The sequence below is a fragment of the Mycolicibacterium aromaticivorans JS19b1 = JCM 16368 genome, assembly GCF_000559085.1.
Taxonomy (GTDB): domain Bacteria; phylum Actinomycetota; class Actinomycetes; order Mycobacteriales; family Mycobacteriaceae; genus Mycobacterium; species Mycobacterium aromaticivorans.
The window spans coordinates 1,396,345-1,419,522 of the sequence record NZ_JALN02000001.1 but is presented as its reverse complement, the minus strand read 5'-3'; the positions used below and the strand labels follow the sequence as shown (position 1 = coordinate 1,419,522).

Below are 23,178 nucleotides of genomic sequence, written 5' to 3'. Positions count from 1 at the left end.
ATCGGGGAGCCGCGCTGTGACAGGAGTGGTTGGTGTTACAAATCGAGACATGCGACGGCCGACGACCCGATGCAGCCCAGCCACAGTGTGCCGTCATGCTCCACGAGCCCGGTGGCCAGCGCGAACCGCGGATCCGCGGTTCGCAACTGCGACTGCACCGTGCCGCCCAGATCGATGGATATCGCCCACACCACCGCCGTGGGGCCGGGCAGCCAGCTGTAGGGCAGTCGCCACAGCAGTCGGCGCACCACAGGCGCGCGCGGAGCCAGCCATTCGCCGACCGCGTTGCGTTCGCTGACCAGCGCGACCCAGATGCGTCCGTCGGGGGCGGTCGAGATGTTGTCCGGATAACCCGGCAGGTGTTCGATCAGCGGCACCGGCTCGCCGATCCCCGAACCCGTCAGCGGGTACTTCGACACCCGGCAGGCCGTCGTCTCGGCGACCACCAGGGCCGACTCGTCGGCCGTCAGCGTCACCCCGTTGGCGAAGCGCAGCCCACTGGCCAGCGTCGTCACTGTGCCGTCGACGCCCCGGCGGTACAGCGACCCGCTGGGCCGGGCCTCGAGCACGGCGCCTTTGTAGTACTCGTAGTGAAAGCGCGACGTCGACTCGGTGAAAAAGATTGTGCCGTCTGATGATTCGACGACATTGCTGCAGAACGTCAACGGCCGTCCGGCCACCTCGCTCACCAGGGTCTCGAATGAGCCGGTGGCCGGATCGAGGCGCAGTAATCCACGGTGGCTGTCGCAGATCAGCAGCCGCCCGTCTCGGGCCACCGCGAGCCCGAGTGGTCGGCCGCCGGTGTTGGCCACCACCTCAGGGGCGTGGCCTGTCCGGATCCGGACGATCGCACCGTTGTCGGTTCCGGTCCAGAGCGTGCCGTCGGCGTCGACCACGACGTCCTCGGGAGCATGCCCCGGAACGCCGATCACCCGCAGCGAACCGGACAGATCCGGCGGTGGCAGCAGCCGTTGGGGAGGCGGCTGCCACCGCACGGGATCGATCGGGGGTTTGGCGGCCCCGGTCACAGCAGGCGGCTGGCCTCGCTGAGCACCCGGTGCAAGATGTCGTAGATCTCGTCGAATTCCTTCGGCCCGCTGATCAGCGGCGGCGCCAGTTGCACGACTGGGTCGCCACGGTCGTCGGCGCGGCAGTACAGGCCGGCCTCGAACAGCGCCGAGGACAGGAAGCCGCGCAGCAGCCGCTCGCTCTCGTCGTCGTTGAAGGTCTCCCGGGTGGTCTTGTCCTTCACCAGCTCGATGCCGTAGAAGAACCCTTCGCCGCGCACGTCGCCGACGATCGGCAGCTCGAGCAGCTTCTCCAGCGTGGCCCGGAAGATCGGGGCGTTGGTCTTGACGTGATCGTTGATGCCCTCGCGCTCGAAGATGTCGAGGTTGGCCAGCGCCACCGCCGAGGACACCGGGTGCCCACCGAAGGTGTAGCCGTGCCCGAAGGTGGTCTTGCCGTCGTTGAACGGCTCGAACAGCCGGTCGCTGGCGATCATCGCGCCGATCGGCGAGTAGCCCGAGGTCATGCCCTTGGCGCAGGTGATGATGTCGGGCTGGTAGCCGATGTCCTCACAGGCGAACATCGAACCGATCCGGCCGAACGCGCAGATCACCTCGTCGGAGACCAGCAGCACGTCATACTCGTCGCAGATCTCGCGGACCCGTTCGAAGTATCCCGGCGGCGGTGGGAAGCAACCGCCGGCATTCTGCACCGGCTCCAGGAACACCGCGCACACCGTTTCGGGACCCTCGAACTCGATGGCCTCGGCGATGCGGTCGGCGCAGTACTGCCCCCACGCCTTGATATCGGTGTCGTAGGGGGCGGGCGCGCGGTAGAAGTTGGTGTTGGGCACCCGGAAACCGCCGGGCGTCAGCGGTTCGAACGGCTTCTTGAAGTCGGGCAGGCCGGTGATGGCCAGCGCACCCTGCGGGGTGCCGTGGTAGGCGATGGCCCGCGAGATCACCTTGTACTTGCCGGGTTTGCCGGTCAGCTTGAAGTACTGCTTGGCCAGTTTCCAGGCGCTCTCGACGGCTTCACCGCCGCCGGTGGTGAAGAACACCCGATTCAGGTCACCGGGAGCGTAATTCGCCAGCCGGTCGGCCAGCTCGATCGCCGGCGGGGTGGCGTAGGACCACAGCGGGAAGAATTCGAGGGTCTCGGCCTGCTTGGCGGCGGCCTCGGCAAGCTCCTTGCGGCCGTGTCCGGCCTGCACCACGAACAGACCTGAGAGGCCGTCGAAGTAGCGCTTGCCGTGGCTGTCGTAGATGTACACGCCCTCGCCGCGGCTGATGATCGGCGGCGTCAGCCCCGCACCGTGCCGGGCGAAGTGGCCCCACAGGTGGCGGTCGGCCTTGGCCGACAGCTCCGCCGTGAGATCGAGCGTGGTGGTACTCATCGTGTTCCCCAATTGTATTGTTGTTTAACGAGTTTGAGATAGACCAAGGTTTCTGTCGAGGTCACCCCGGGCACAGCGCGGATCTCGGTGTTGAGCAGCTCCAGCAGCTCGGCGTCGTCCTCGCACACGACCTCGGCGATCGCGTCGAAGGTGCCCGCGGTGAGCACCACGTAGTCGACGGCGTCGATCTGTGCGAGCTTCTCGGCGACCTTGGTGGTATCTCCTGTGCAGCGGATGCCGATCATCGCCTGCCTGCTGAATCCCAGCTGCAGAGGATCGGTCACCGCGACGATCTGCATCACCCCGGAGTCGACCAGGCGCTGCACCCGCTGGCGCACCGCCGCCTCCGACAGCCCGACGGCCTTGCCTATCGCGGCGTAGGAACGCCGGCCGTCCTGCTGAAGTTTCTCGATAATGGCCTTGGACATCTCGTCCAACTGGACAGGCCCGTTTCCACCCGCCCCGATGGCGCGGACGGGAAACCGAGTGGCCGGTACACCCGAGTCACGCATGCTCATGATTGTGCACGGAATCCGTTGTTTAAGGCAATAAGATCGATGAAATTGGTGGCTATAACCCGCCCATACTGCGGGAATGCGTAGCAGTTGCTGAGCGGGTCGGTTACCGTGGGGCGGTGACCGCACTCACCTCTGACAAGACTCGAATTGTGCCCGGTAGCTGGATCGATGGCGCCCCGCTGGTGACCGGAGGCAGCCTCCACCAGGTCGTCAACCCCGCTGACGGCAGCGTCGTCGCGGAGCTGGCGCTCGCCCAGCCCGCCGACGTCGACACCGCGGTGGCCGCGGCCCGCGCCGCTCTCGGCGGCTGGTCGCGGGCCACCCCCGTCGAGCGTGCCACGGTATTGGCCAAGCTGGCCGAACTCGTCGATGCCCACGCCGAGGAGATCGCCGCCGAAGAGGTCAGTCAAACCGGCAAACCGGTGCGGCTGGCCACCGAGTTCGACGTGCCGGGCAGCATCGACAACATCGCGTTCTTCGCCGGAGCCGCCCGCCACCTCGAAGGCAAGGCCACCGGGGAGTACAGCGGCGACCACACATCGTCCATCCGGCGCGAAGCGGTCGGGGTGGTCGCGACGATCACGCCCTGGAACTACCCGCTTCAGATGGCGGTGTGGAAGGTGCTGCCCGCGTTGGCCGCCGGCTGTTCGGTGGTCATCAAGCCCGCCGAGCTGACCCCGCTGACCACCCTCACGCTGGCCCGGCTGGCCACCGAGGCCGGCCTGCCCGACGGCGTGCTCAACGTCATCACCGGCGCCGGGGCGGACGTCGGCTCGGCCCTGGCCGGTCACCGCGATGTCGACGTCGTCACGTTCACCGGCTCGACCGCGGTGGGCCGGCGGGTGATGGCCGCGGCGGCCGTGCACGGCCACCGCACCCAGCTGGAACTCGGCGGCAAGGCACCGTTCGTGGTGTTCGACGACGCCGATCTGGACGCCGCGATCAACGGCGCCGTGGCCGGCTCGCTGATCAACTCCGGGCAGGACTGCACGGCGGCGACCCGCGCGATCGTCGCCCGCGACCTCTACGACGACTTCGTGGCCGGGGTCGCCGAACTGATGGGCTCGATGGTCGTCGGCGATCCGGAGGATCCCGACACCGACCTGGGTCCGCTGATCTCGGCGGCCCACCGCGACAAGGTCGCGGCGATGGTGGCCCGGGCGCCGGGCGAGGGCGGTCGCATCGTCACCGGCGGTGCGGCCCCGGACCGGCCCGGATCGTTCTACCTGCCGACGCTGATCGCCGACGTCGCCGAAACCTGCGAGGTCTATCGCGACGAGATCTTCGGTCCGGTGCTGACCGTGCGCACCCACGACGGCGACGACGACGCGCTGCGCCAGGCCAACGACACCGACTACGGGCTGGCCGCCTCGGCGTGGACCCGCGACGTCTACCGCGCCCAGCGGGCTTCGCGCGAGATCAACGCCGGCTGCGTGTGGATCAACGATCACATCCCGATCATCAGCGAGATGCCGCACGGCGGGGTCGGCGCGTCCGGGTTCGGCAAGGACATGAGCGACTACTCCTTCGAGGAATACCTGACCATCAAGCACGTGATGAGTGACATCACCGGTGTCGCCGAAAAAGATTGGCACCGGACGATTTTCAAGAAGCGGTAATCCGCCGGTTCCGGCCACCTCGGCGGTGATGACACAATCTGGCGGTGAAGTACGGGCCAGACTGGCAGCCTCCCGAGGTGGACTGGACGTCGACCAAAGGTCGCATCCTGCTGGCCGCGGCCAGCCTTTTCGCCCAGCGCGGGTTCTTCGGTACGTCGACCCGCGACATCGCCGACGCCGTGCAGATCCGGCAGCCCTCGCTGTTCCACCACTTCGAGGCCAAGCACGCGATCTACCAGTCGCTGGTGGAATTGGACCTCGGACCCTCGGTGGCACGGATCCGCCAGTACCTGGCAGAGGACATCAGCTGGGCGGCGAAACTGCACCTGACCATCGCCTGCGACGTGCGCCAGGCGCTGGATCAGCCGTTTGATTCGCGCGGGCTCTATCAGGACGCCGTGCTGGGCCTTGCCGAACTCGCCGACGAGCGCGCCGGTATCGCGGACTTTCATGACTTGGTGGAGCGGGTCGTCACCGGGGGCTGCGAGGCGGGGGAGTTCGTGGCCTTCGAGCCCGGGTTCGTCCAGCGCGCGATGAACGGCGTGCTGTTCGAGACGCTGCGCGAACAAGGGGGACCCGGCGGGCAGGTGCGCGGGCGCCGCCCGCTTGAAGCCGCCGACTTCGTGCTGCGGGCCCTGCTGGTCGACCACGGGATTCTTCCTGATCTGCAGGCCGCCACGACTGCACGACTGACCGCCATTCCGCGCGGGCGAGGATAGCGAACGCGGCTCTTCGCCAGCTGTTGCCTATCAATCGATAGTCCCCTATCGTTCGATAGATCCCGCTGCTGGCGGGCTATCGACAACGGCTGGTCGAACTGTCAGGTCCACCAGATTTCGGAGGCTCCCGTGCCTACACCCTTCTCGACCCGTACTCGCGCCGCTATCGCGCTCGCCGCGGCCATGGCCGCGGCACTGACCGGTTGCTCGTCGGACTTCACGGACGCCGCCGGGCCGACCGGCCCGGCTGCAGTCGCACCTCCGGCGATCCTGCAGGCCGGCACCCTCAAAGTGTGCGCCGCCAACGACGGCACCCCGCCGAGTGTTTACCACGACGAGACCGGCGCGCTGGTCGGCAGCGAAGTCGACCTCGCCAAGGCGCTGGCAGGACAGTTGGGCCTCAAACCGGACTTCGTGGAATCAGCGTTCACCGCGCTGATCCCGACGCTGCAGGCCGAGCAATGCGACGTGATCATGGCGCAGCTCTACATCAAGCCGGAGCGGGAGAAGGTCGTCGACTTTGTGCCATATGTCTACTCCGGCAACGGGATTGCGGTGTCCAAGGAGCATCCCGCGGCGATCACCGGCATGGATGACAGCATGTGCGGCAAGAAGGTCATCGTGGCGATCGCCACCACCGCCGAGGAGCAGGTGGTCGACCAGTCCGGCAAGTGCACGGCCGCGGGCAAGCCGGAGATCGACATCACCCGCAACAGTCACGCCGATGTTGCGCTGCAACAAGTTCAGAACGGTCAGGTCGACGCGTACCTCGACACCGCCGAGACGCTGGGGTACTACTCGACCAAGACCGGTGCCCAGATCCAGCCCGCCGGAAAGCCGTTCGGAACCATCAAGATCGGTGCCGCCACGCTGAAAGGCGATGCCGCGCTGCACGATGCGATCGCCAAGGCGCTCGGCGAGCTCGAGGGCAACGGCACGTACGCCAGAATCCTGGCCGATTGGGGCCAGACCGATCTCGACATCCAGAAGTGACGGGAGACCGGCGACGTGCACTTCGATTGGCAGTTCTTCTGGAAATCGCTGTTCACTCCCAGTGAGCGTTTCCTCGACGGCCTGGTTCTCACCATCGTCATCTCCGTGGTCGCGATGGTGCTGGCCATCCTCGTCGGCTTGGTCCTAGCGCTGCTGCGCCGGTCCCGGTTCGCTGTGTTGCGTTGGTGCGCGAGCCTGTACATCTGGGCAGTCCGGGGAACTCCGCTACTGGTCCAGTTGGTCATCATCTACACCGGTCTGGCGGCGGTCGGTCTCTACCAGTTCCACGACGTATCGCTGTTCGGGTTGTCGGTCAAGGCGGCGATCCAGGCGGCGATCGTCGGGCTTACGATCAACGAGAGCGCATACATCGCCGAAATCATCCGCGCCGGTTTGGATTCGGTACCCAAAGGGCAATTCGAGGCCGCCGAGTCCCTGGGGATGAAGCCGGCGAAAGTGATGCGCTGGATCATCGTCCCGCAGTCGCTGCGCGTCATGGTTCCGCCGATGGGCAATTCCTTCAACGGCATGATGAAGACCACCTCGGTGCTGTCGGTGATCGGTGTCAGCGAGATGTTCCTTGTGACGCAGTCGATCAGCTCGGCGACCTTCCACACCTTCGAGATCTTCATCGTCGCCGCGCTGTATTACCTCGCGCTCACCACGATATGGACGGTCATCCAGGCCGAGATCGAGAACAGGCTGGCTCGCCAGCTCGGCATCAACCAGCGCGTGCGCATCACCCAGCGGCTCCTCGGTGGCCGCCGCGGCCCCGCGCCCGCCGAAGCCCAGGTGTGAGGTCCACGGTGAACCAAGCGGCAGAACAACTTCCGATCGTCTCGGTGCAGAACGTCTCTCGAACCCTCGGTGGCCGCATGGTTCTCGACAACGTCTCGCTGGACGTCATGCGCGGTGAGGTCGTCGTCCTCATCGGTCCTTCCGGAGCGGGCAAGACCACCCTGCTGCGATCGCTCAATCACCTGGAGACCGTCGACAGCGGCCGGATCATGATCGGTGGGACGCCCATCGGCCATCGCGACTCCGGCGGCACCAGGAAGGTGAGCATCAACGAGTTGGCGCGCCGCCGGCGCGAGATCGGGTTCGTCTTCCAGCACTTCAACCTGTTCCCGCACATGACCGCCGCCGAGAACGTCTGGAACGGCCCGGTACGCGTGCTCGGGGTGGCCAAGGACGAGGGGCGTCGCGACGCAATCGCGTTGTTGAGCCGAGTGGGCCTGGCGGACAAGGCCGATGCCCGTCCCAGCCAACTCTCCGGCGGACAGCAACAGCGGGTGGCGATCGCCCGCGCGCTGGCCATGCGGCCCAAGGTCATGCTGTTCGACGAGCCCACCAGTGCTTTGGACGTCGAGATGGTCGGCGAGGTTCTGGCGGTGATGCGTGAGCTGGCCGACGACCACATGACCATGGTGGTCGTCACACACGAGATGCGGTTCGCCAGGGACGCCGCTGACCGTATCGTCGTCATGGACGGCGGCCGGGTCATCGAGGACGCGCCACCGGAGCGACTGTTCGCCGACCCGCAGCACGACCGCACCAAGGCGTTTCTTTCCACCATCCGCTGAAGGAGTGAATCTCTCGTGTCCGCCGCCCTTGGCGGGCAGCCAGTAGTGGCAGCACTGGCTACCCCGCACGCCCTGGCCACCGATGCCGGGATCGCGATCCTGCGCGGCGGTGGCACTGCCATCGACGCCGCCATCGCCGCCGCCGCCGTACTGACTGTCGTCTACCCCCACAACGTCGCTCTCGGCGGCGATCTGTTCGCTCTGATCCGAACCCCGGATGGCTCAGTGAGCTGCCTCAACGCCTCCGGGTGGGCCGGTGCCACGGTAGATGCCGACGCCCTTCGCGCCGAGCACGGCGACTGGCTGCCTGCGCGTGGTGCGGCCGCGGTGACCGTGCCGGGCGGGATACGAGGGTGGGAGGCAATGCGCCGCTTGGGTTCCCGGGCCTCCTGGAGTTCGACGCTGTGGGCCGCTGAGACGGCCGCCCGCGACGGTGTGTCGGTACCCGCGTCGCTGGCCACCCACCTCGACGATCCCGAGAATCGCGATCTGATCGGAACCGTCGACTTCGACCGGGTGTTTCGCCCGCACGGCGCACCGATGAGGATCGGTGAGTTGTTCCGGCAGCCGGCCCTGGCCGACACGTTGGCGACCTTGCGCTCCGACGGGCCGGACGAGTTCTACAGTGGGGGCCTCGCGCAACGATCCGTCGGTTACTTGCGTACCCACCAATCCTGTTTGGCCGAAGCGGATTTCGCCGACTTCCAGGTTGAGGTCGTCGAGCCGTTGAGGGCCGAGTTCGGTGACCTGACCGTTCTGACGAGCCCGCCCAACAGCCAGGGCTTTCTGCTGCTGCACGCGCTCGGTCTGGTGCACGCCGGCGGCCTGGACGACCCGGTCGGCGACGGTATGGGGCAGTTGCTGCGGGCCTTCCACCGCGGCAACGGGATTCGCGACAGCCAACTCGCCGACCCGCGGTACGCCGCCGTCGACCTCGACGTCAGCGCGATTCCGGACCGCGCCGGGCCGGTGAGCCGGCCGCCGGGTGTGCCCCGCGGGGACACCGTGGGTATCGCCGTCGCCGACGGCGAGGGATACGCGGTGTCACTGATCCAGAGCGTCTATCACGCGTTCGGGTCCGGACTGATCGACCCGGTCACCGGTGTGCTGTTCCACAATCGCGGCTGTGGGTTCAGCCTGGACCCGGCATCACCGAATGTGATCGCGCCGCGAAAGCGCCCGGCGCACACGCTGATGCCGGCTATGACGGTGCGGCAGGGCCGGACCGCGCACGTGTTGTCGACCATGGGCGGGCAGGGCCAGCCGCAGATCCTCGGCCAGATCCTCCTGCGGGCACTGGGCGGCGCCACGGCGGTCGAGGCGGTTGCCGCGCCCCGCGCCATCGTCGGCACCCAGTGCGGCGGCGGCCCGGACAGCGTGACCGTCGAGGCCGACCTGGACCCGGCCGTGCAGGCGTCGATCCGTGCCGCGGGCTTCACCGCGACCGAGGTACCGCCGCGCACCGAAGCCCTCGGCCAGGCCAATGTGGTCTTCGTCGATTCCGGCGGCTCGATGACGGCAGCGTCGGATCCGCGGTCGGACGGCGCCGCGGTGGTGGCGCACTACCCGCGTCCGCAGCCGTGACCGCCCTCGTCCGCACGCACCTTCAGCTGTGGCTGATGCTTGCGCTGACCTTCGTCACCGGATTGCTGGACGCGGTGGGGTATCTCGCGCTGGACCGGGTGTTCACCGGCAACATGACCGGCAATGTGGTGATCCTCGGGATGGGCATGGCCGGTGAGGACGAATTGCCCGTCGCCGGACCGTTGGTGGCGCTCGGCGCCTACGTGGTCGGTGCCGCGGTGGTGGGCCGCCTGCTGCAACGTCACCCCGGCGGCTGGCGGCCGGTCGTCACCGGCGTGTTCGCCACCAGCGCGGTGGTGCTCGCCGCCGCGGCCACGCTGCTGACACTCGTTCGGGTTCACGGCGAGTCGGCGGTCGGCGTCGGGATCGCCGCCACCCTGGCGACGCTGATGGGCGCCCAGGCCGCGACGGCGCGGATGCTCGCCGTCGCCGACATCACCACCGTCGTGGTCACCTCCACGCTCACTGCCTACGCCAGCGAGACGCTGTTCGGCCCCGGCATGTTGTGGCTGACGCACCGCCGGTTGTGGGCCGTCGTGGTGATCATCGCGGGCGCATTCTGCGGCGCCTCGTTGTTGCGGATCGACGCCGGCTACCCGGTCTACCTGGCGGCCGTCATGACTGCCGCGGTGGCCGTCGCCGGGCACCGGACGTGGCCCCGCACGGAGCTGCCCTAAGCCTGCGGGCCTCGGGTGAACTCCTCGCCGGTCCCCGGATTGATGGCAGTCTCGCCGGGCGGGAGGTTCGACAGGTCCGGGGAGATGACCGTCGGCATGTCCCCGGAGTCGGGAAGGCCGAAGTGCGCCTCGACAGCGGTGGCCGGTTCGAGCACCAGGTCGGCGCTCGAGCGCCGGGACAGGGTGCGGCCGCGGAAGAAGTCGGGCGACATCAGCCACCAGATCCCCATCAGGATCACGCCCAGCACGAGCGCGCCGATACCCACCACCGCCACCGCGCCGAACCCGAAGATCGTGACGTTGTTGCCGTCGGCGTCGGTCAGCCAGTCCGGCTTGGCGTACTGGATCAGTCCATAGGCGAACACCACCAGCAGGATCAGGCCACCCAGCAGTGGCACCACCCCGCGCATGACGAAGTCGCGCGCCGAGGCGGTCAGGTCCTTGCGGTAGAACCACACGCACGCGAAACCGGTGAGGCCGTAGTAGAAGGCGATCATCAGGCCGACCGAACCGATGAGCGCGGAGAGCAGGTTCGAACTGATCAACGTGAACAACACGTAGAACCCGATCGACACCGCACCCATGACGAGGGTCGAGGTGGTGGGGGTCAGGTACGTGCGGTGGATCTTGGCGAACGACTGCGGCAACGCCCGGTAGACACCCATCGACAGCGTGGTGCGGGCAGTCGGCAGGATCGTCGTCTGGGTGGACGCCGACGCCGAGGTCAGGATCGACGCGGACAGCAGCAGCAGGCCGATGTGTCCGAGCACGCTGTCGCCGAACAGGTCCGGGCCGATCGCGGCGAACGCGTCCGCGGCGTTGTCCGGGTTGCCCAGGCCGATGCCGTCGGTTCCGGTGCCCGCGAATGCGATGGCCGAGACGCTGACGAGTGCGTACGTCGCCAGCAGCAGGAAGGTCGAGATGACCGCGGCGCGTCCCGGCGTGGTACCGGGGTCTTCGGATTCCTCGTTGCACGCCACCGCGGTATCCCAGCCCCAGTAGATGAAGATCGCGGTGAGGATGGCTGGGGCGATCACCGTCCCGAAGTCCAGGCCGCCGGGCCAGAACCAGGACAGCGCCGGGTGCAGTGAATAGGTCTCCGCCTTGCCCGCGTACACCTTGACCAATGCCACGATGGAGAACACCACCAGCACCACCAGCTCGATGCCGAGCAGGCCGTACTGGATGCGCGCCGAGACCTCGATGCCGCGGTAACAGATGCAGGTCATCACGATGATCCAGATGACTCCGGCCACCGTCGACCACAGTGTGCTCTTGGCCAGATCGGCCGCCGAATGCCAACCGAGATCGCCGACGAATGTGAACGAGTAGGCGCCGGCGATCTGCGCGAGGTTGGCCATCACGATGATGTCGGCGGCGATGATGCCCCAGCCGCCGAGCCAGCCGATCAGCGGCCCGAACGCCCGCGACGCCCAGGTGAACGTGGTGCCGCAGTCTGGTTCGGCCTTGTTCAGTTCCTGATAGGCGACCGCGATCATGTACATCGGGATGAACGCGATCAGCACGATCGCGGGGGCCTTCACACCGGCCAGCAGCGCTCCGCCGCTGGCGACGATCAGCCCGAGCGTCGCCGCAAGAGAATATGCCGGCGCCGTCGAGGCCATTCCGACGACGATGCTGGACACCAACCCCAGCGCCCCGCCCTTGAGGCCTTTGCTCTCGACGGTCGACGAGGCCGGGCCGCCGGGCTCGAGGGTGAGCTCACCTTTACTCATGGCATCTCCTGCTCAAACGCCTGAATGAAACGACACGAGACTACGGTTTCAGTCGCCAGCACGCGGACATTCTGCGGAATTGTTTTCCTGAAGGTAACTTCAGCAATGGAATCGGTGGTCAGGTGGCCCCGGGGCGTTCTGCAGCGCCGGGCCGGAAATGTGACACCCCGATACCGGGCAATATTGAGTTGACGGACTAACTACTCGGCTAGGGTGCTGACTTGTGGATTTCGACCTCGACGCCGAACAGCGCGCGTGGTTGGCGGAGGTGCGGGAATTCCTGCGGGAGAACGTCACTGACGCCCTTCGTGCCGAGATCGCCGAACACAATCTGGAGCACCCGGGTGGCGAGGTGGCGGCGTTTCGCCGCAAGCTCGGCGCCAAGGGCTGGTTCGGCCTGAACTGGCCTGCGGAGTACGGCGGCCTCGGGTTGGGTCCCGTGCACCTGCACCTGCTGATGACCGAGTTCGAGTACTGGGGTGCGCCGGGCCCGGATCTGACCGTCACCTCGATCGCGCCGATGATCATGCGACACGGCACTGAGCAGAACAAGCGCGAGTTCCTCCCGCTGATCGCGCGCGGCGAGATGACCTGTGCGCTGGGATATTCCGAGCCCGATGCCGGCACCGACCTGGCGTCGCTGCGGACCAAGGCAGTCCGTGACGGCGACGAATGGGTGATCAACGGATCCAAGATCTGGAACAGCGGCGCGCAGCGATCCACCCACGAATGGCTGTGCGTGCGCACCGATCCGCAGGCCCAGCGGCACCGGGGGATCTCGGTGATCGTCGTCCCGGTGGACAGCCCGGGTGTCCGGATCCGCCCGTTGATAGCGTGGTCCGGCTACCGGACCAACGAGGTCTTCTTCGACGACGTGCGGGTACCGGTGACCAATCTGATCGGTGAGCAGAACCGCGGCTGGTCCTACATCACCGGAGCCCTCGATCTGGAGCGCGGTGCGCTGACCAACGCCGGGGACCTGCGGCGTGCACTCGACGAGTTGCAGGTGCTGGCGCGGATGCCGCGCCGCGACGGCACCGTCCCGATCGACAATCCCGGTTTCCGCCGCAGGCTGGCCCAGGCCGAGGCTGACGTCGAGGTCGCCGGGCTGATGGGCTACGAAGCGTCGTCGTTGTTGGCGGGCGGGGTGATCCCCACTGTGGAGGTCAGTGTTGAAAAGGTCTTCAGCAGCGAGTTGCGGCAGCGCATCGCCGACCTCGGTATCGACCTGCTGGGCGCGGAAGGCCTACTGGCGCATCGCAATTCGGAGGCGCCGGCCGGCGGACGGTTCGAGAAGCTGTACCGGTTCGCACCCCTCATGCGCTTCGGCGGCGGTACCAATGAGGTGCTCCGCGACGTCATCGCCCAGCGCGGCAACAGCATGCCCTCCTACGGACGGTGAGATGAAACTCGTTCCCTCGCAAGATGATCGCGACCTGGAAGCCAGTCTGCGCGGCCTGCTGGCCGCCGGACGCGCCGATCTCTGGGGTGACCTCGCGACGGCCGGCGTGATGGGGCTGGGGCTGCCCGAAGTCTATGGCGGGTCCGGCGGATCCCTTTCGGATCTCGGAATCTTCGCCCGCGAAGCCGGCCGGGCCCTCTGCCCGATGCGCGTGCACAGCACCGCGATCGCCGCGCACGCGCTGCACATCCTCGGCGGTGAGAAGTCGTGCGTCACGTGGCTGCCCGACCTGACCGCCGGACGGATCGCCGCCACCACCGCGCTCTGGAATCCGAATGACGCAGCCGATGTGACCGCCACCATGCGCGCCGACCAGGATCGTGACGGCACGTGGCGACTCACCGGCACAGCCGATTTCGTCAACGACGCCGATACCGCCGACATCGTCGTCGTGTCCGGATTCGACCGGTCCGGCAACACCGTCGGCTTCGTCGTCCGGTTGCACAACGACGGGGTCACGCTACGTCCGCTGGCGCTGATGGGCGGCCACCTCGCCTCGGTGGTGCGCTTCGACGACGTGCCTGTCGACGATGTCCTCAACGACGGCGCCGCGCTGGGCCGTGACGACCTCCGTCGCACCGCCAATGCCGCGATGGCGCTGACCGCGCTCGATCTCGTCGGCGTCGGCGAGGCGGTCCTCGAACGCACCGTGCGCTACACCACCGTGCGCCACCAGTTCGGCAGGCCGATCGCCTCATTCCAGGCCGCCCAGCACATCGTGGCGGACATGCACATCGGGCTTGCGGCGGCCCGGCTGGCCGCCCAGTCCGCGATCTCGGCGATCAGCCAGGGCCGCAGCGCTGTTCGGGAAACCGCGATCGCCCGCATCCAGTCCGCCACGGCGGCCAAGTGGGCCACCCTCGACGCCCACCAGTTGCACGGCGGGATGGGATACGTCGTGGAGACCGACCTCTACCTGTGGTCGGAACGGGCCAGGGTGCTCTCGACGCTGGGCGGCGGTGCCGACATCGCCGCAGGCTGGCTCGACGAGGACGAGGTCAGCTCGGCTGCCGTCGGTGAACGGTTGCGGCGCAAGGACGGCCGATGACAGAGAGTCTGATCGACCCGGAGACGGCGGCGCGTGTCGGCACCGTCGCGGCCACCGCCACGGGCGAGGTGATCCGCCGGGATTGGCAACGCTGGGCCGCAGCCGTCGGCGATGACAACCCGCTGTGGTTCGACCCCGATTACGCCCGCGCCAACGGCTACCGCGACGTGATCTGCCCGCCGCTGTACCTGCAATACACGATCCTCGGGGTCAGCCCGCTGGCCGGCCTTCGTCAGGACGGGTCGTCCGGCGCCGTGTCGGGCAGTCTGGCCTTTCCGAAGGCGCCACGACGGATGGCCGGCGGCGAGAGCACCACCTTTCATCTGCCCGCCTATCATCGCGACGAGATCGAGATGGTCCGCACCATCGATTCCGTCGTGGAAAAGGAAGGCCGCTCAGGACGATTCGTTCTGGTCACCTGGCACACCGTCTACCGCAACCAGCACGGCGAGCTGGTGGCCGAGGCGTCCACGTCGATGATTGCGCGCCCGTGAGCCAGGTGTTCTTCGACGACGTCGAACCCGGTGAGCGGATACCGGAGCTCACCGTCACCGTCGACGAGACGCAGATGTTCTTCTTCAGCGCCGCCACCTACAACGGCCACCGGATCCACTACGACAAGCAGTGGGCCCGCGACCAAGAGGGTTACGACGACGTCCTGGTGCAGGGACCGCTGCAGGCCGCGCTGCTGGCCCGCGCGCTCACCGACTGGATCGGTGGCCGCGGCAAGCTGGTGAACTACTCGGTGCAGAACCGCGGGGTGGCATTCCCGGGGCAGCCACTGACCTTCGGCGGCACGGTCACCGCCAAGCGGATCGAGGCGGACCGCGCGTTGGTGGACCTGGAGATCGCAGGCAGGCGAGACGCCGAGGTTCTGATGCCCGGCACCGCCACCGTGGAACTGCCTCGCCGCCGCGAGGATTCCTGATGAAGCTGGCCGGGGCGGCGGCGATCGTCGGCATCGCGGAGCTGCCCGCCGAGCGCAAGCCGACCGGTCCGGGACTGTTCACCCTCGACCAGTACGCGGCGCTGACCAAGCTGGTGCTCGACGACGCCGGGTTGGACGCAAGCGTGGTCAACGGGCTGATCTCGCACGGACTGGCCGAATCGGACATGTTCGTGCCGGCCACCTTGAGTGAATACCTGGGGTTGCCCATCGATTTCGGTGAGCGGGTGGACCTGGGCGGTGCGACCTCGGCGGCCATGGTGTGGCGCGCGGCCGTCGCCGTCGAGCTCGGGCTGTGCGACGCGGTGCTGGCCGTGCTGCCCGGCTCCCGGGCTCTGCCCCGATCGGTTCGGCGGGAGCCGTTGGCGCCGAGTTGGTTTGGGGCGTCGAGCAACAACTACGGGTCGCCACAGGCCGAATACGAGATCCCCTACGGCAACGTCGGGCAGAACGCCCCGTTCGCCCAGATCGCCCAACGCTACGGCGCGCAGTACGGCTATGATCCGTCGGCCTTGGCTAAGATCGTGGTGGATCAACGCACCAATGCCTGTGCGCATCCCGGCGCGGTGTTCCACGGCAAGCCGATCACCGAAGCGGACGTGCTCGCCAGCCCGATGATCGCAGACCCGATCCGCATGCTGGAGATCGTCATGCCCGTCCACGGTGGCACCGGGGTACTGATCGCCAATGCCGATGTGGCCCGCAGGAGCCGTCATCGTCCGGTGTGGATCAAGGGTTTCGGTGAGCACATCGCCTTCAAGACCACCACGTACGCCCAGGATCCGATGGACACCCCCATCGCCCGCTCGGCCGGCCGGGCCTTCGCGATGGCGGGGCTCACACCGGCCGACGTCGACATCGCGTCGGTCTACGACTGCTACACGATCACGGTGCTGATGACCCTGGAGGACGCCGGGTTCTGCCCGAAGGGCCAGGGCATGAGCTGGATCAAGGACCGCGACCTGACCTTCCGCGGCGACTTCCCCCTCAATACCGCAGGCGGCCAGCTGTCCTACGGGCAGGCCGGGATGTCCGGGGGCATGCACCACGTGGTCGACGCCGCCCGCCAGTTGATGGGCCGCTCGGCGGCGGCGCAGGTTCGCGACGCCAACACCGCGTTCGTCGCCGGGACCGGCGGGATCATGAGTGAGCAGGTGGCATTGGTGTTGGGGGGCGACTGATGGCCGAGCCGATGCCCGTTCCCGAACCCACGCCGGTGTCGCAGCCGTTCTGGGATGCGCTGGCCCAGCACCGGATCCTGGTGCAGTACTCACCGTCGGCCGGCCGCTACGTGTTCTATCCGCGGACGCTTGCGCCGGGCACCCTGGCCGACGACCTGGAGTGGCGCGAGATCGACGGCGCCGCAACGTTGTACACCTATACGGTGGCCCGCCGCCCGACCGGTCCGCCGTGGGCCGACGCACTGCCGCAGCTTCCCGCCGTCGTGCAATGGGATGTCGGGCCGCGATTCTCGACAGAGTTGGTCGACGTCGACCCGGAGAACATCCGGATCGGGATGCGTGTCGCCCCGGTGTTCTGTGACCTCCCCGGCACCGGGATGACCCTGCTGCGCTACCGCCCGGCGGACGCGTGATCGACACCGTCCAGAAGCTGTTGCGCACCCGCATGGACGATGACTCCGTCGCGGTGATCTCACCGGAACGCACCTGGACGTGGCGTGAGTACCTGGCCGGCGCCGCAGCGGAGGCCTCCGCACTGCTGGCTCTGCTGGATCCGGCACGGCCGAGACACGTCGGTGCGCTGATGACGAATTCGCCGGCCTACGTGCGGTCGATGGCCGCTGCCGCGCTCGGCGGCTATGTGCTGTGCGGGATCAACACCACCCGCCGCGGCGAGGGCCTGAGGTCGGACATCACGCGCTCGGATTGCCAGCTGCTACTGGTCGACGACGACCACGCTCCGCTGATCGAAGGACTGGACCTCTCGGGCGTCACCGTGCTGAACGTGGCAGGCCCGCGCTACACCGAAGCCGTGGCGACCGCGAAAACGCTTGTGCCGCATGAGGTCACCGGCACCGATCCGTTCATGATGATCTTCACCTCCGGCACCAGCGGCAACCCCAAGGCGGTGCCCTTCGTCCATACGATGAGCGTGATGTGTGGTCTGAGCCTGGTGGCCCAGATGGACATCACCGCCGAGGACGTGTGCTATCTCGCGATGCCGCTGTTCCACTCCAACGGGGTGGCCGTCGGGTTCTCGGTGGCGGTCACCGCCGGAGCGGCCATGGTGCCGGTGAAGTTCTCGGTGTCGCGGTTGCTGCCCGATCTGCGTCGCTACGGCGTGACATTCATGAACTACGTCGGTAAGCCGTTGGCGCTGGTGCTGGCCACCCCCGAACAGCCCGACGACGCCGACAACCCGCTGCGCATCATGTACGGCAACGAGGCCACCGAACGCGATATCGCCGACTTCTCACGGCGTTTCGGCTGCCGCATCATCGACGGATTCGGCTCCAGCGAGTTCGCCGTCGTCGTGGTCCGCGAGGACGGTACCCCGCCCGGCTCGATCGGCAAGGGCTGGGGTGGGGTGTCGATCTATGATCCCGACACCCTGACCGAGTGTGCCACCGCCGTTTTCGACGACAATGGCGCCCTGCTCAATGCCGACGACGCGGTCGGGGAGTTGGTCAATACCACCGGCTCCGGGCCGTTCACCGGCTACTACAACGACCCGGCGGCGACCTCCGAGCGGCTCCGGCACGGTATGTACTGGACCGGTGACCTCGCCTACCGCGACGCCGACGGCTGGATCTACCTCGCAGGCCGGACGTCGGACTGGATGCGGGTTGACGGGGAGAACATGGCCGCCGCGCCCATCGAGCGGATCTTGCTGCGGCTCCCGAGACTCAGCCAGGTCGCGGTGTACGCCGTGCCCGACGAGCGGGTGGGCGATCAGGTGATGGCGGCACTTGTTCTGCGCCAGGGCGAATCATTGACAACCGCGGAATTCGAGGAGTTCCTGTCCGGTCAGCCGGATCTGTCGCCGAAGGCCTGGCCGAGATTCGTCCGCATCAACGATGACCTGCCGCAGACCGCCACCAACAAGATCCTCAAGCGGGAACTGAGCGCCGAGGGTGTGACCGCAGGCGACGGCGTGCTGTGGGAGCGCGGACCGCGCGAGACCAGCTACCGGGTTCTCGGCTAGACCACCGGGTTGTCCACGATGGTGCCCACGCCCGTGGCGTCAGCCAACGTGGCGTTGGCCGGAGCAGACAGCACGACGGTGAACGTCTCGTTGTTCTGTGCCGCCGAATCGCCGAGTACCGTCACCGCAACGGTTTTGCTGGTCTCACCGGGCAAGAATGTCACGGTGCCCGCGGCGCCGACGAAGTCGCTGGCCTCGACGGCCGTGCCGCCGGCGGTGGCGTAGTGCACCGTGACGGTCTGGTCTGATGGGGCGGTCAGGGTCACGGTGAACGTGGCCACCGACGTACCGGTGCGGTCGCTGAAGTGGAATTGAATGGGCTTGAGGTAGGCCATCTTGTTCGGGTCGACCGTGGTCCAGTCGCTGCCCAGGATGCCGCCGTTGTCGTCGAAGCTCGCATTCCACGCCCAGTACGTCCAGCTCATGGGTTCGGTACCGGCGGGGATGTCGATGCTTCCGTTGTTGTCGAGATCGCCGGACAGGTAGGCGGTGAGGGCACCGAACCAGACGACGTCCTTCGGGTCGGTCAGGCTGGTGCCGAACTCGCCCAGGTAGATCGGCGCGATGTTGTCCTTGTAGATGTAGCCCCAGGCGTTCGTGAACACGCCGGGCAGGCCTGCGCCGAAATTGTCGCCGGCGAACCAGGCCTGGGGGAACAGCGAATTGCCATAGTCGTGCGGGGAGTAGACCACGCGGTTCGGCACGTTCAGCACGATCGGACGATCCTTGACGCCCATCAAATTGCCTCCGTACCAATAGTATTGGTTGTTGTAGACGCCGATGCCCTCAACAATGATCAACAGGTTGGGGTTGACCGCGAGGACCGCATTTCCCGCTCGCTCGGCAGCACGGGCCCAGTCGTCGGCGCCGCCGCCGCCCCAGGTGCAGTTGTACGGCTCATTGTGCAGGTCGACGCCTATCACGGTCGGGTTCCCGGCGTAGCGGGCAGCCAGCGTCACCCAGTCGTTGACCCAGTCGGTCTCGCTGTACTTGTCGTCGTACCAGAGGCCGTTGGCCGTCGTGCTGACACCGGCGTCGTTGCGATGGTGGTCGAGAATGACTTTGAGCCCGATCTGGCCCGCGTAGTCGATGATCTTGTCCATCACCTGGATCGACGTCAGACCTTGCAGGTCGGGATTGATCGTGAAATCGATGCTGTTGCCCGGGATCTGGCCGTGCAGGACGTCCTGGGAGTAGGGCAGTCGAATCGTGTTGAACCCCTCGGCGGCGATCTGGTCCATCATGTCTTTGTAATTGCGTGTCCACAGCCCGTCGGGGACGCCGTTGTAGCCTTCGAAGCCGTACCAGTTGACGCCGGCGATCTGCACGGGATTGCCTGCGGCATCGAGGATTTGGTTGCCGCTGGTGTGCCAGTAGCCGGCACCGACCCGGGTCCCGGGCTCCGTCGCGGTGGCATCGGAGATGCTCAGCTGCGGTGGCTCGGCAACGATGGCCGCCACCGTGATGGTGGCGGTGGTGGTGCCTGCGGTCTGCGGCGAGAGCAGCGAGCGGATTCCGTGCAGCCCCAATCCGCGGTCGATGACGGCGACGACGAACTGGGCGGTGTCCCCGGGCTGCATCGGCGCAGCGGGCGTGTAGACGAAGGTGCCGTGGGCGTCGATGGTCACCGTCCCCGACGTCGGCTGCTGCTTGATCTTGTAGGCCAGCGGGTCGTTCTCGGGATCCGTCGCGCCGACGTTGCCGGTGATGGCATCGCCGGTGGCGAGGCTGTTGTTTGTCGGGTCGTAGTTGATCGTCGGCGCCTTGTTGAACAGTGTGTGCTCGAACTCGCGGCGCGCGAAGGTCAGTGCGCCAAGGACCGCCGAGAAAACCGATTCGACGGGGTTCGGTGTGCGCACGGCGATCGCGGGCTCAGGCCTGCCGGCGCTCGGCGCCTTACCGGATAGGCGATTGCGGGCCGGCGAGGCGACGCCGCTTGTGGGTTTGGCGTGGCCGACGCTGTGCGACGAGCTGCTGGAGTCGTGTGAGTCCGCGGCCGCGACAGCGGGGCAGCTCAGCGCAAGGCAAGCGCCCACGGCAACCGCCAAGCCGCCGGTGCGGCACCACCCGATCGCCGATGGCATGAGTCCCCCCGACTCGGAGCAGACTGCCATTCTGCGCGCGAATCGGGGCTACAGGCAAGGCTTTGGCCCGACTCCGGGTCAGCGCGCGAACATCAGCGCCCGCTTGACCTCTTGGATGGCCTTCGTGACCTCGATGCCGCGGGGGCAGGCATCGGTGCAGTTGAACGTGGTGCGGCAGCGCCAGACGCCGTCGACGTCGTTGAGGATGTCCAGACGTTCGGCCGAGCCCTCGTCGCGGCTGTCGAAGATGAACCGGTGCGCGTTCACGATCGCGGCAGGCCCGAAGTACGACCCTTCGCTCCAGTACACCGGGCAGCTGGTGGTGCAGCACGCGCACAGGATGCACTTGGTGGTGTCGTCGTATCGGGCCCGGTCGGTCGGGCTCTGAATGCGTTCCCGGGTGGGCGCATTGCCCGAGGTGATCAGGTACGGCTTGACCGCGCGGTAGGCGTCGAAGAACGGCTCCATGTTGACCACCAGATCCTTCTCCACGGCCAGGCCGCGGATGGGCTCGATGGTGATGGTGAGCGGCTTGTCCTTTGGAGCGGAGCCCGCGGAGCGACCACGGGGCGGGGCTGGCAGCAGGTCGCGCATCAAGACCTTGCACGCGAGGCGGTTGACGCCGTTGATCCGCATCGCATCCGACCCGCACACCCCGTGGGCGCAGGAGCGGCGGAAGGTCAGCGTGCCGTCCAAGTAGCTCTTCACATAGATCAGCAGGTTCAGCAGGCGGTCACTCGGTAGGCAGGGCACCCGGAAACTCTGGTAGCCGGCGCTGTCGGGATCGTCGGGGTTGAACCGTGCGATCTTGAGTGTCACCATCACGGCCCCGTCCGGAATCGGCGGCAGGGCAGGCTCTTTAACGTCCGGTGCGATCGTCATTAATACTTGCGCTCCATCGGCTCGTAACGGGTCTGCACGACGGGCTTGTAGTCCAGCCGGATGTCGCTGAGCAGATCCGAGCCTTCCTTGTAGGCCATCGTGTGCCGCATGTAGTTGGTGTCGTCGCGGTTGGGGTAGTCCTCCCGGGCGTGACCGCCGCGGGATTCCTTACGGTTCAGCGCACCCACGACGGTGACCTCGGCCAGTTCCAGCAGGAAGCCCAGCTCGATGGCCTCGAGAAGGTCGCTGTTGTACCGCTTTCCCTTGTCGTGCACGCTGATTCGGGCGTAGCGCTCCTTGAGGGCGTGGATGTCGGTGAGTGCCTGCTTGAGGGTCTCCTCGGTGCGGAACACCGCGGCGTTGTTGTCCATCGACTGCTGCAGCGCACTGCGGATGTCGGCCACCCGCTCGTTGCCGTGCTCGCTGAGGATGTCGGAGACCCAGTTCACCACCATGCCGGCCGGCTGCTCGGGCATGTCGACGAAATCGTGGCCGAGGGCGTAGTTCGCAGCCGAGATCCCGGCGCGACGGCCGAAGACGTTGATGTCCAGCAGCGAGTTGGTGCCAAGGCGGTTGGCGCCGTGCACCGACACGCACGCGCACTCGCCTGCGGCGTAGAGGCCGGGCACCGTGGTGTTGTTGTCCCGCAACACCTGTCCGGTGATCGTGGTCGGGATGCCGCCCATCACGTAGTGGCAGGTGGGGTAGACCGGCACCAGCTCCTTGACCGGATCCACGCCGAGATAGGTGCGGGCGAACTCGGTGATGTCCGGCAGCTTGGCTTCCAGCACATCGGCGCCGAGGTGGCGGACGTCGATGTAGACGTAGTCCTTGTGCGGTCCGGCGCCGCGACCCTCCAGGACCTCGAGGACCATGGAGCGGGCGACGATGTCGCGGGGCGCCAGGTCGACGATGGTGGGGGCATAGCGCTCCATGAAGCGCTCGCCTTCGCCATTGAGCAACCGGCCGCCCTCGCCGCGGACGGCTTCGGAGATGAGGATCCCCAGGCCGGCCAGGCCCGTCGGATGGAACTGGTGAAACTCCATGTCCTCCAAGGGAAGTCCCTTGCGGAAGACGATGCCCAGGCCGTCGCCGGTCAGCGTGTGGGCGTTGGAGGTGGTCTTGTACATCCGGCCGGAGCCGCCGGTGGCGAACACGATGGCCTTGGCGTGGAAGACATGAATATCGCCTGTCGCCAATTCGTACGCCACCACACCGCTGGCCACCGGGCCGCTGGGGGTCTCGGTCAACACCAGGTCGAGGGCATAGAACTCGTTGAAGAACTCGACGTCATGCTTGACGCAGTTCTGGTACAGCGTCTGCAGGATCATGTGGCCGGTGCGGTCGGCGGCGTAGCACGCCCGGCGAACCGGAGCCTTGCCGTGATCGCGGGTGTGCCCGCCGAACCGGCGCTGGTCGATGCGGCCTTCCGGGGTGCGGTTGAACGGCATGCCCATCTTCTCGAGATCGAGCACCGCGTCGATGGCTTCCTTGCACATGATCTCGACGGCGTCCTGGTCGGCGAGGTAGTCGCCGCCCTTGACCGTGTCGAAGGTGTGCCACTCCCAGTTGTCCTCTTCGACATTGGCCAGCGCCGCGCACATGCCGCCCTGGGCGGCGCCGGTGTGCGATCGGGTGGGATACAGCTTGGTCAGCACCGCGGTCCGCGCCCGGGGGCCGGCCTCGACGGCGGCGCGCATGCCTGCCCCGCCTGCCCCGACGATGACCACGTCGTAGCGGTGTTCGGTAATCATTTTC

At 67.2% G+C, this 23,178-nt stretch carries 21 protein-coding genes; 14 read left to right on the top strand and 7 right to left on the bottom strand.

The window, feature by feature from the left end; translation table 11 throughout:
- Positions 1 to 35: 35 nt before the first annotated feature.
- From Y900_RS06885 to Y900_RS06875, 3 genes are read right to left on the bottom strand one after another with little or no spacing between them, the layout of a single operon-like run.
- Entirely contained in the window at positions 36 to 1,028 is a 993-nt protein-coding gene (locus Y900_RS06885) for an SMP-30/gluconolactonase/LRE family protein (protein ID WP_036340515.1), read from the bottom strand.
- On the bottom strand, positions 1,025 to 2,404 hold the full coding sequence (locus Y900_RS06880) for an aspartate aminotransferase family protein (protein WP_036340512.1): 1,380 nt from the start codon (positions 2,402 to 2,404) through the stop codon (positions 1,025 to 1,027). The genes Y900_RS06885 and Y900_RS06880 overlap by 4 nt, the downstream gene beginning before the upstream one ends.
- On the bottom strand, positions 2,401 to 2,832 hold the full coding sequence (locus tag Y900_RS06875) for an Lrp/AsnC family transcriptional regulator (RefSeq protein WP_109751181.1): 432 nt from the start codon (positions 2,830 to 2,832) through the stop codon (positions 2,401 to 2,403). Before Y900_RS06875 ends, Y900_RS06880 begins: the two co-directional genes overlap by 4 nt.
- A gap of 206 nt (positions 2,833 to 3,038) precedes the next feature.
- Here Y900_RS06875 and Y900_RS06870 point away from each other — a divergent pair, with 206 nt between their 5' ends.
- The 7 genes from Y900_RS06870 to Y900_RS06840 all read left to right on the top strand — a co-directional run bounded on the left by Y900_RS06870 (position 3,039) and on the right by Y900_RS06840 (position 10,097).
- The gene (locus Y900_RS06870) at positions 3,039 to 4,541 is read left to right on the top strand and encodes a gamma-aminobutyraldehyde dehydrogenase (protein ID WP_051659929.1); all 1,503 of its coding nucleotides are present in this window, start codon (positions 3,039 to 3,041) and stop codon (positions 4,539 to 4,541) included.
- Positions 4,542 to 4,585: 44 nt separating this feature from the next.
- Positions 4,586 to 5,260 carry a TetR/AcrR family transcriptional regulator gene (locus Y900_RS06865; RefSeq protein WP_036340509.1) on the top strand — a complete coding sequence of 225 codons (675 nt, stop codon included), beginning with the start codon at positions 4,586 to 4,588 and terminating at the stop codon, positions 5,258 to 5,260.
- A 129-nt stretch (positions 5,261 to 5,389) separates the two neighbouring features.
- Positions 5,390 to 6,253, top strand: a complete 864-nt coding sequence (locus tag Y900_RS06860; protein WP_036340506.1) for an ABC transporter substrate-binding protein — start codon at positions 5,390 to 5,392, stop codon at positions 6,251 to 6,253.
- A 15-nt stretch (positions 6,254 to 6,268) separates the two neighbouring features.
- Positions 6,269 to 7,051, top strand: a complete 783-nt coding sequence (locus Y900_RS06855; RefSeq protein WP_036340504.1) for an amino acid ABC transporter permease — start codon at positions 6,269 to 6,271, stop codon at positions 7,049 to 7,051.
- A 77-nt stretch (positions 7,052 to 7,128) separates the two neighbouring features.
- Positions 7,129 to 7,836 (top strand): amino acid ABC transporter ATP-binding protein, encoded by a 708-nt coding sequence (locus Y900_RS06850; protein ID WP_081845281.1) that lies wholly within the window; start codon positions 7,129 to 7,131, stop codon positions 7,834 to 7,836.
- 15 nt (positions 7,837 to 7,851) lie between these two features.
- Positions 7,852 to 9,420, top strand: a complete 1,569-nt coding sequence (locus Y900_RS06845; RefSeq protein ID WP_237752520.1) for a gamma-glutamyltransferase family protein — start codon at positions 7,852 to 7,854, stop codon at positions 9,418 to 9,420.
- On the top strand, positions 9,417 to 10,097 hold the full coding sequence (locus tag Y900_RS06840; RefSeq protein WP_036340495.1) for a YoaK family protein: 681 nt from the start codon (positions 9,417 to 9,419) through the stop codon (positions 10,095 to 10,097). Before Y900_RS06845 ends, Y900_RS06840 begins: the two co-directional genes overlap by 4 nt.
- Here Y900_RS06840 and Y900_RS06835 read toward each other — a convergent pair.
- Positions 10,094 to 11,833 (bottom strand): APC family permease, encoded by a 1,740-nt coding sequence (locus Y900_RS06835; protein ID WP_036340492.1) that lies wholly within the window; start codon positions 11,831 to 11,833, stop codon positions 10,094 to 10,096. The two genes, Y900_RS06840 and Y900_RS06835, sit on opposite strands and share 4 nt — an antisense overlap.
- Before the next feature lie 223 nt (positions 11,834 to 12,056).
- Here Y900_RS06835 and Y900_RS06830 point away from each other — a divergent pair, with 223 nt between their 5' ends.
- From Y900_RS06830 to fadD1, 7 genes are read left to right on the top strand one after another with little or no spacing between them, the layout of a single operon-like run.
- A complete protein-coding gene (locus tag Y900_RS06830) occupies positions 12,057 to 13,235 on the top strand; it encodes an acyl-CoA dehydrogenase family protein (protein ID WP_036340489.1) in 1,179 nt (392 codons plus the stop codon).
- Between the two features lies 1 nt (position 13,236).
- Positions 13,237 to 14,343: an acyl-CoA dehydrogenase family protein gene (locus Y900_RS06825; RefSeq protein ID WP_036340486.1), complete on the top strand. Its 1,107-nt coding sequence runs from the start codon at positions 13,237 to 13,239 to the stop codon at positions 14,341 to 14,343.
- Complete coding sequence (locus Y900_RS06820) at positions 14,340 to 14,837, top strand: MaoC family dehydratase (RefSeq protein ID WP_036340484.1); 498 nt, start codon at positions 14,340 to 14,342, stop codon at positions 14,835 to 14,837. Before Y900_RS06825 ends, Y900_RS06820 begins: the two co-directional genes overlap by 4 nt.
- A complete protein-coding gene (locus tag Y900_RS06815) occupies positions 14,834 to 15,271 on the top strand; it encodes a hotdog family protein (RefSeq protein WP_036340483.1) in 438 nt (145 codons plus the stop codon). Before Y900_RS06820 ends, Y900_RS06815 begins: the two co-directional genes overlap by 4 nt.
- Complete coding sequence (locus Y900_RS06810) at positions 15,271 to 16,470, top strand: thiolase family protein (RefSeq protein WP_036340480.1); 1,200 nt, start codon at positions 15,271 to 15,273, stop codon at positions 16,468 to 16,470. Before Y900_RS06815 ends, Y900_RS06810 begins: the two co-directional genes overlap by 1 nt.
- Positions 16,470 to 16,883: a Zn-ribbon domain-containing OB-fold protein gene (locus Y900_RS06805; RefSeq protein WP_036340478.1), complete on the top strand. Its 414-nt coding sequence runs from the start codon at positions 16,470 to 16,472 to the stop codon at positions 16,881 to 16,883. The genes Y900_RS06810 and Y900_RS06805 overlap by 1 nt, the downstream gene beginning before the upstream one ends.
- On the top strand, positions 16,880 to 18,454 hold the full coding sequence (fadD1, locus tag Y900_RS06800) for a fatty-acid--CoA ligase FadD1 (RefSeq protein WP_036340476.1): 1,575 nt from the start codon (positions 16,880 to 16,882) through the stop codon (positions 18,452 to 18,454). Before Y900_RS06805 ends, fadD1 begins: the two co-directional genes overlap by 4 nt.
- Here the strand turns inward: fadD1 and Y900_RS06795 are convergent.
- From Y900_RS06795 to sdhA, 3 genes are all read right to left on the bottom strand, one after another.
- Positions 18,451 to 20,538: a cellulase family glycosylhydrolase gene (locus Y900_RS06795; RefSeq protein WP_051659927.1), complete on the bottom strand. Its 2,088-nt coding sequence runs from the start codon at positions 20,536 to 20,538 to the stop codon at positions 18,451 to 18,453. The two genes, fadD1 and Y900_RS06795, sit on opposite strands and share 4 nt — an antisense overlap.
- 78 nt (positions 20,539 to 20,616) lie before the next feature.
- Complete coding sequence (locus Y900_RS06790; RefSeq protein WP_036340473.1) at positions 20,617 to 21,420, bottom strand: succinate dehydrogenase iron-sulfur subunit; 804 nt, start codon at positions 21,418 to 21,420, stop codon at positions 20,617 to 20,619.
- Entirely contained in the window at positions 21,420 to 23,174 is a 1,755-nt protein-coding gene (gene sdhA, locus Y900_RS06785) for a succinate dehydrogenase flavoprotein subunit (RefSeq protein WP_036340471.1), read from the bottom strand. Before sdhA ends, Y900_RS06790 begins: the two co-directional genes overlap by 1 nt.
- Between the last annotated feature and the right edge of the window lie 4 nt (positions 23,175 to 23,178).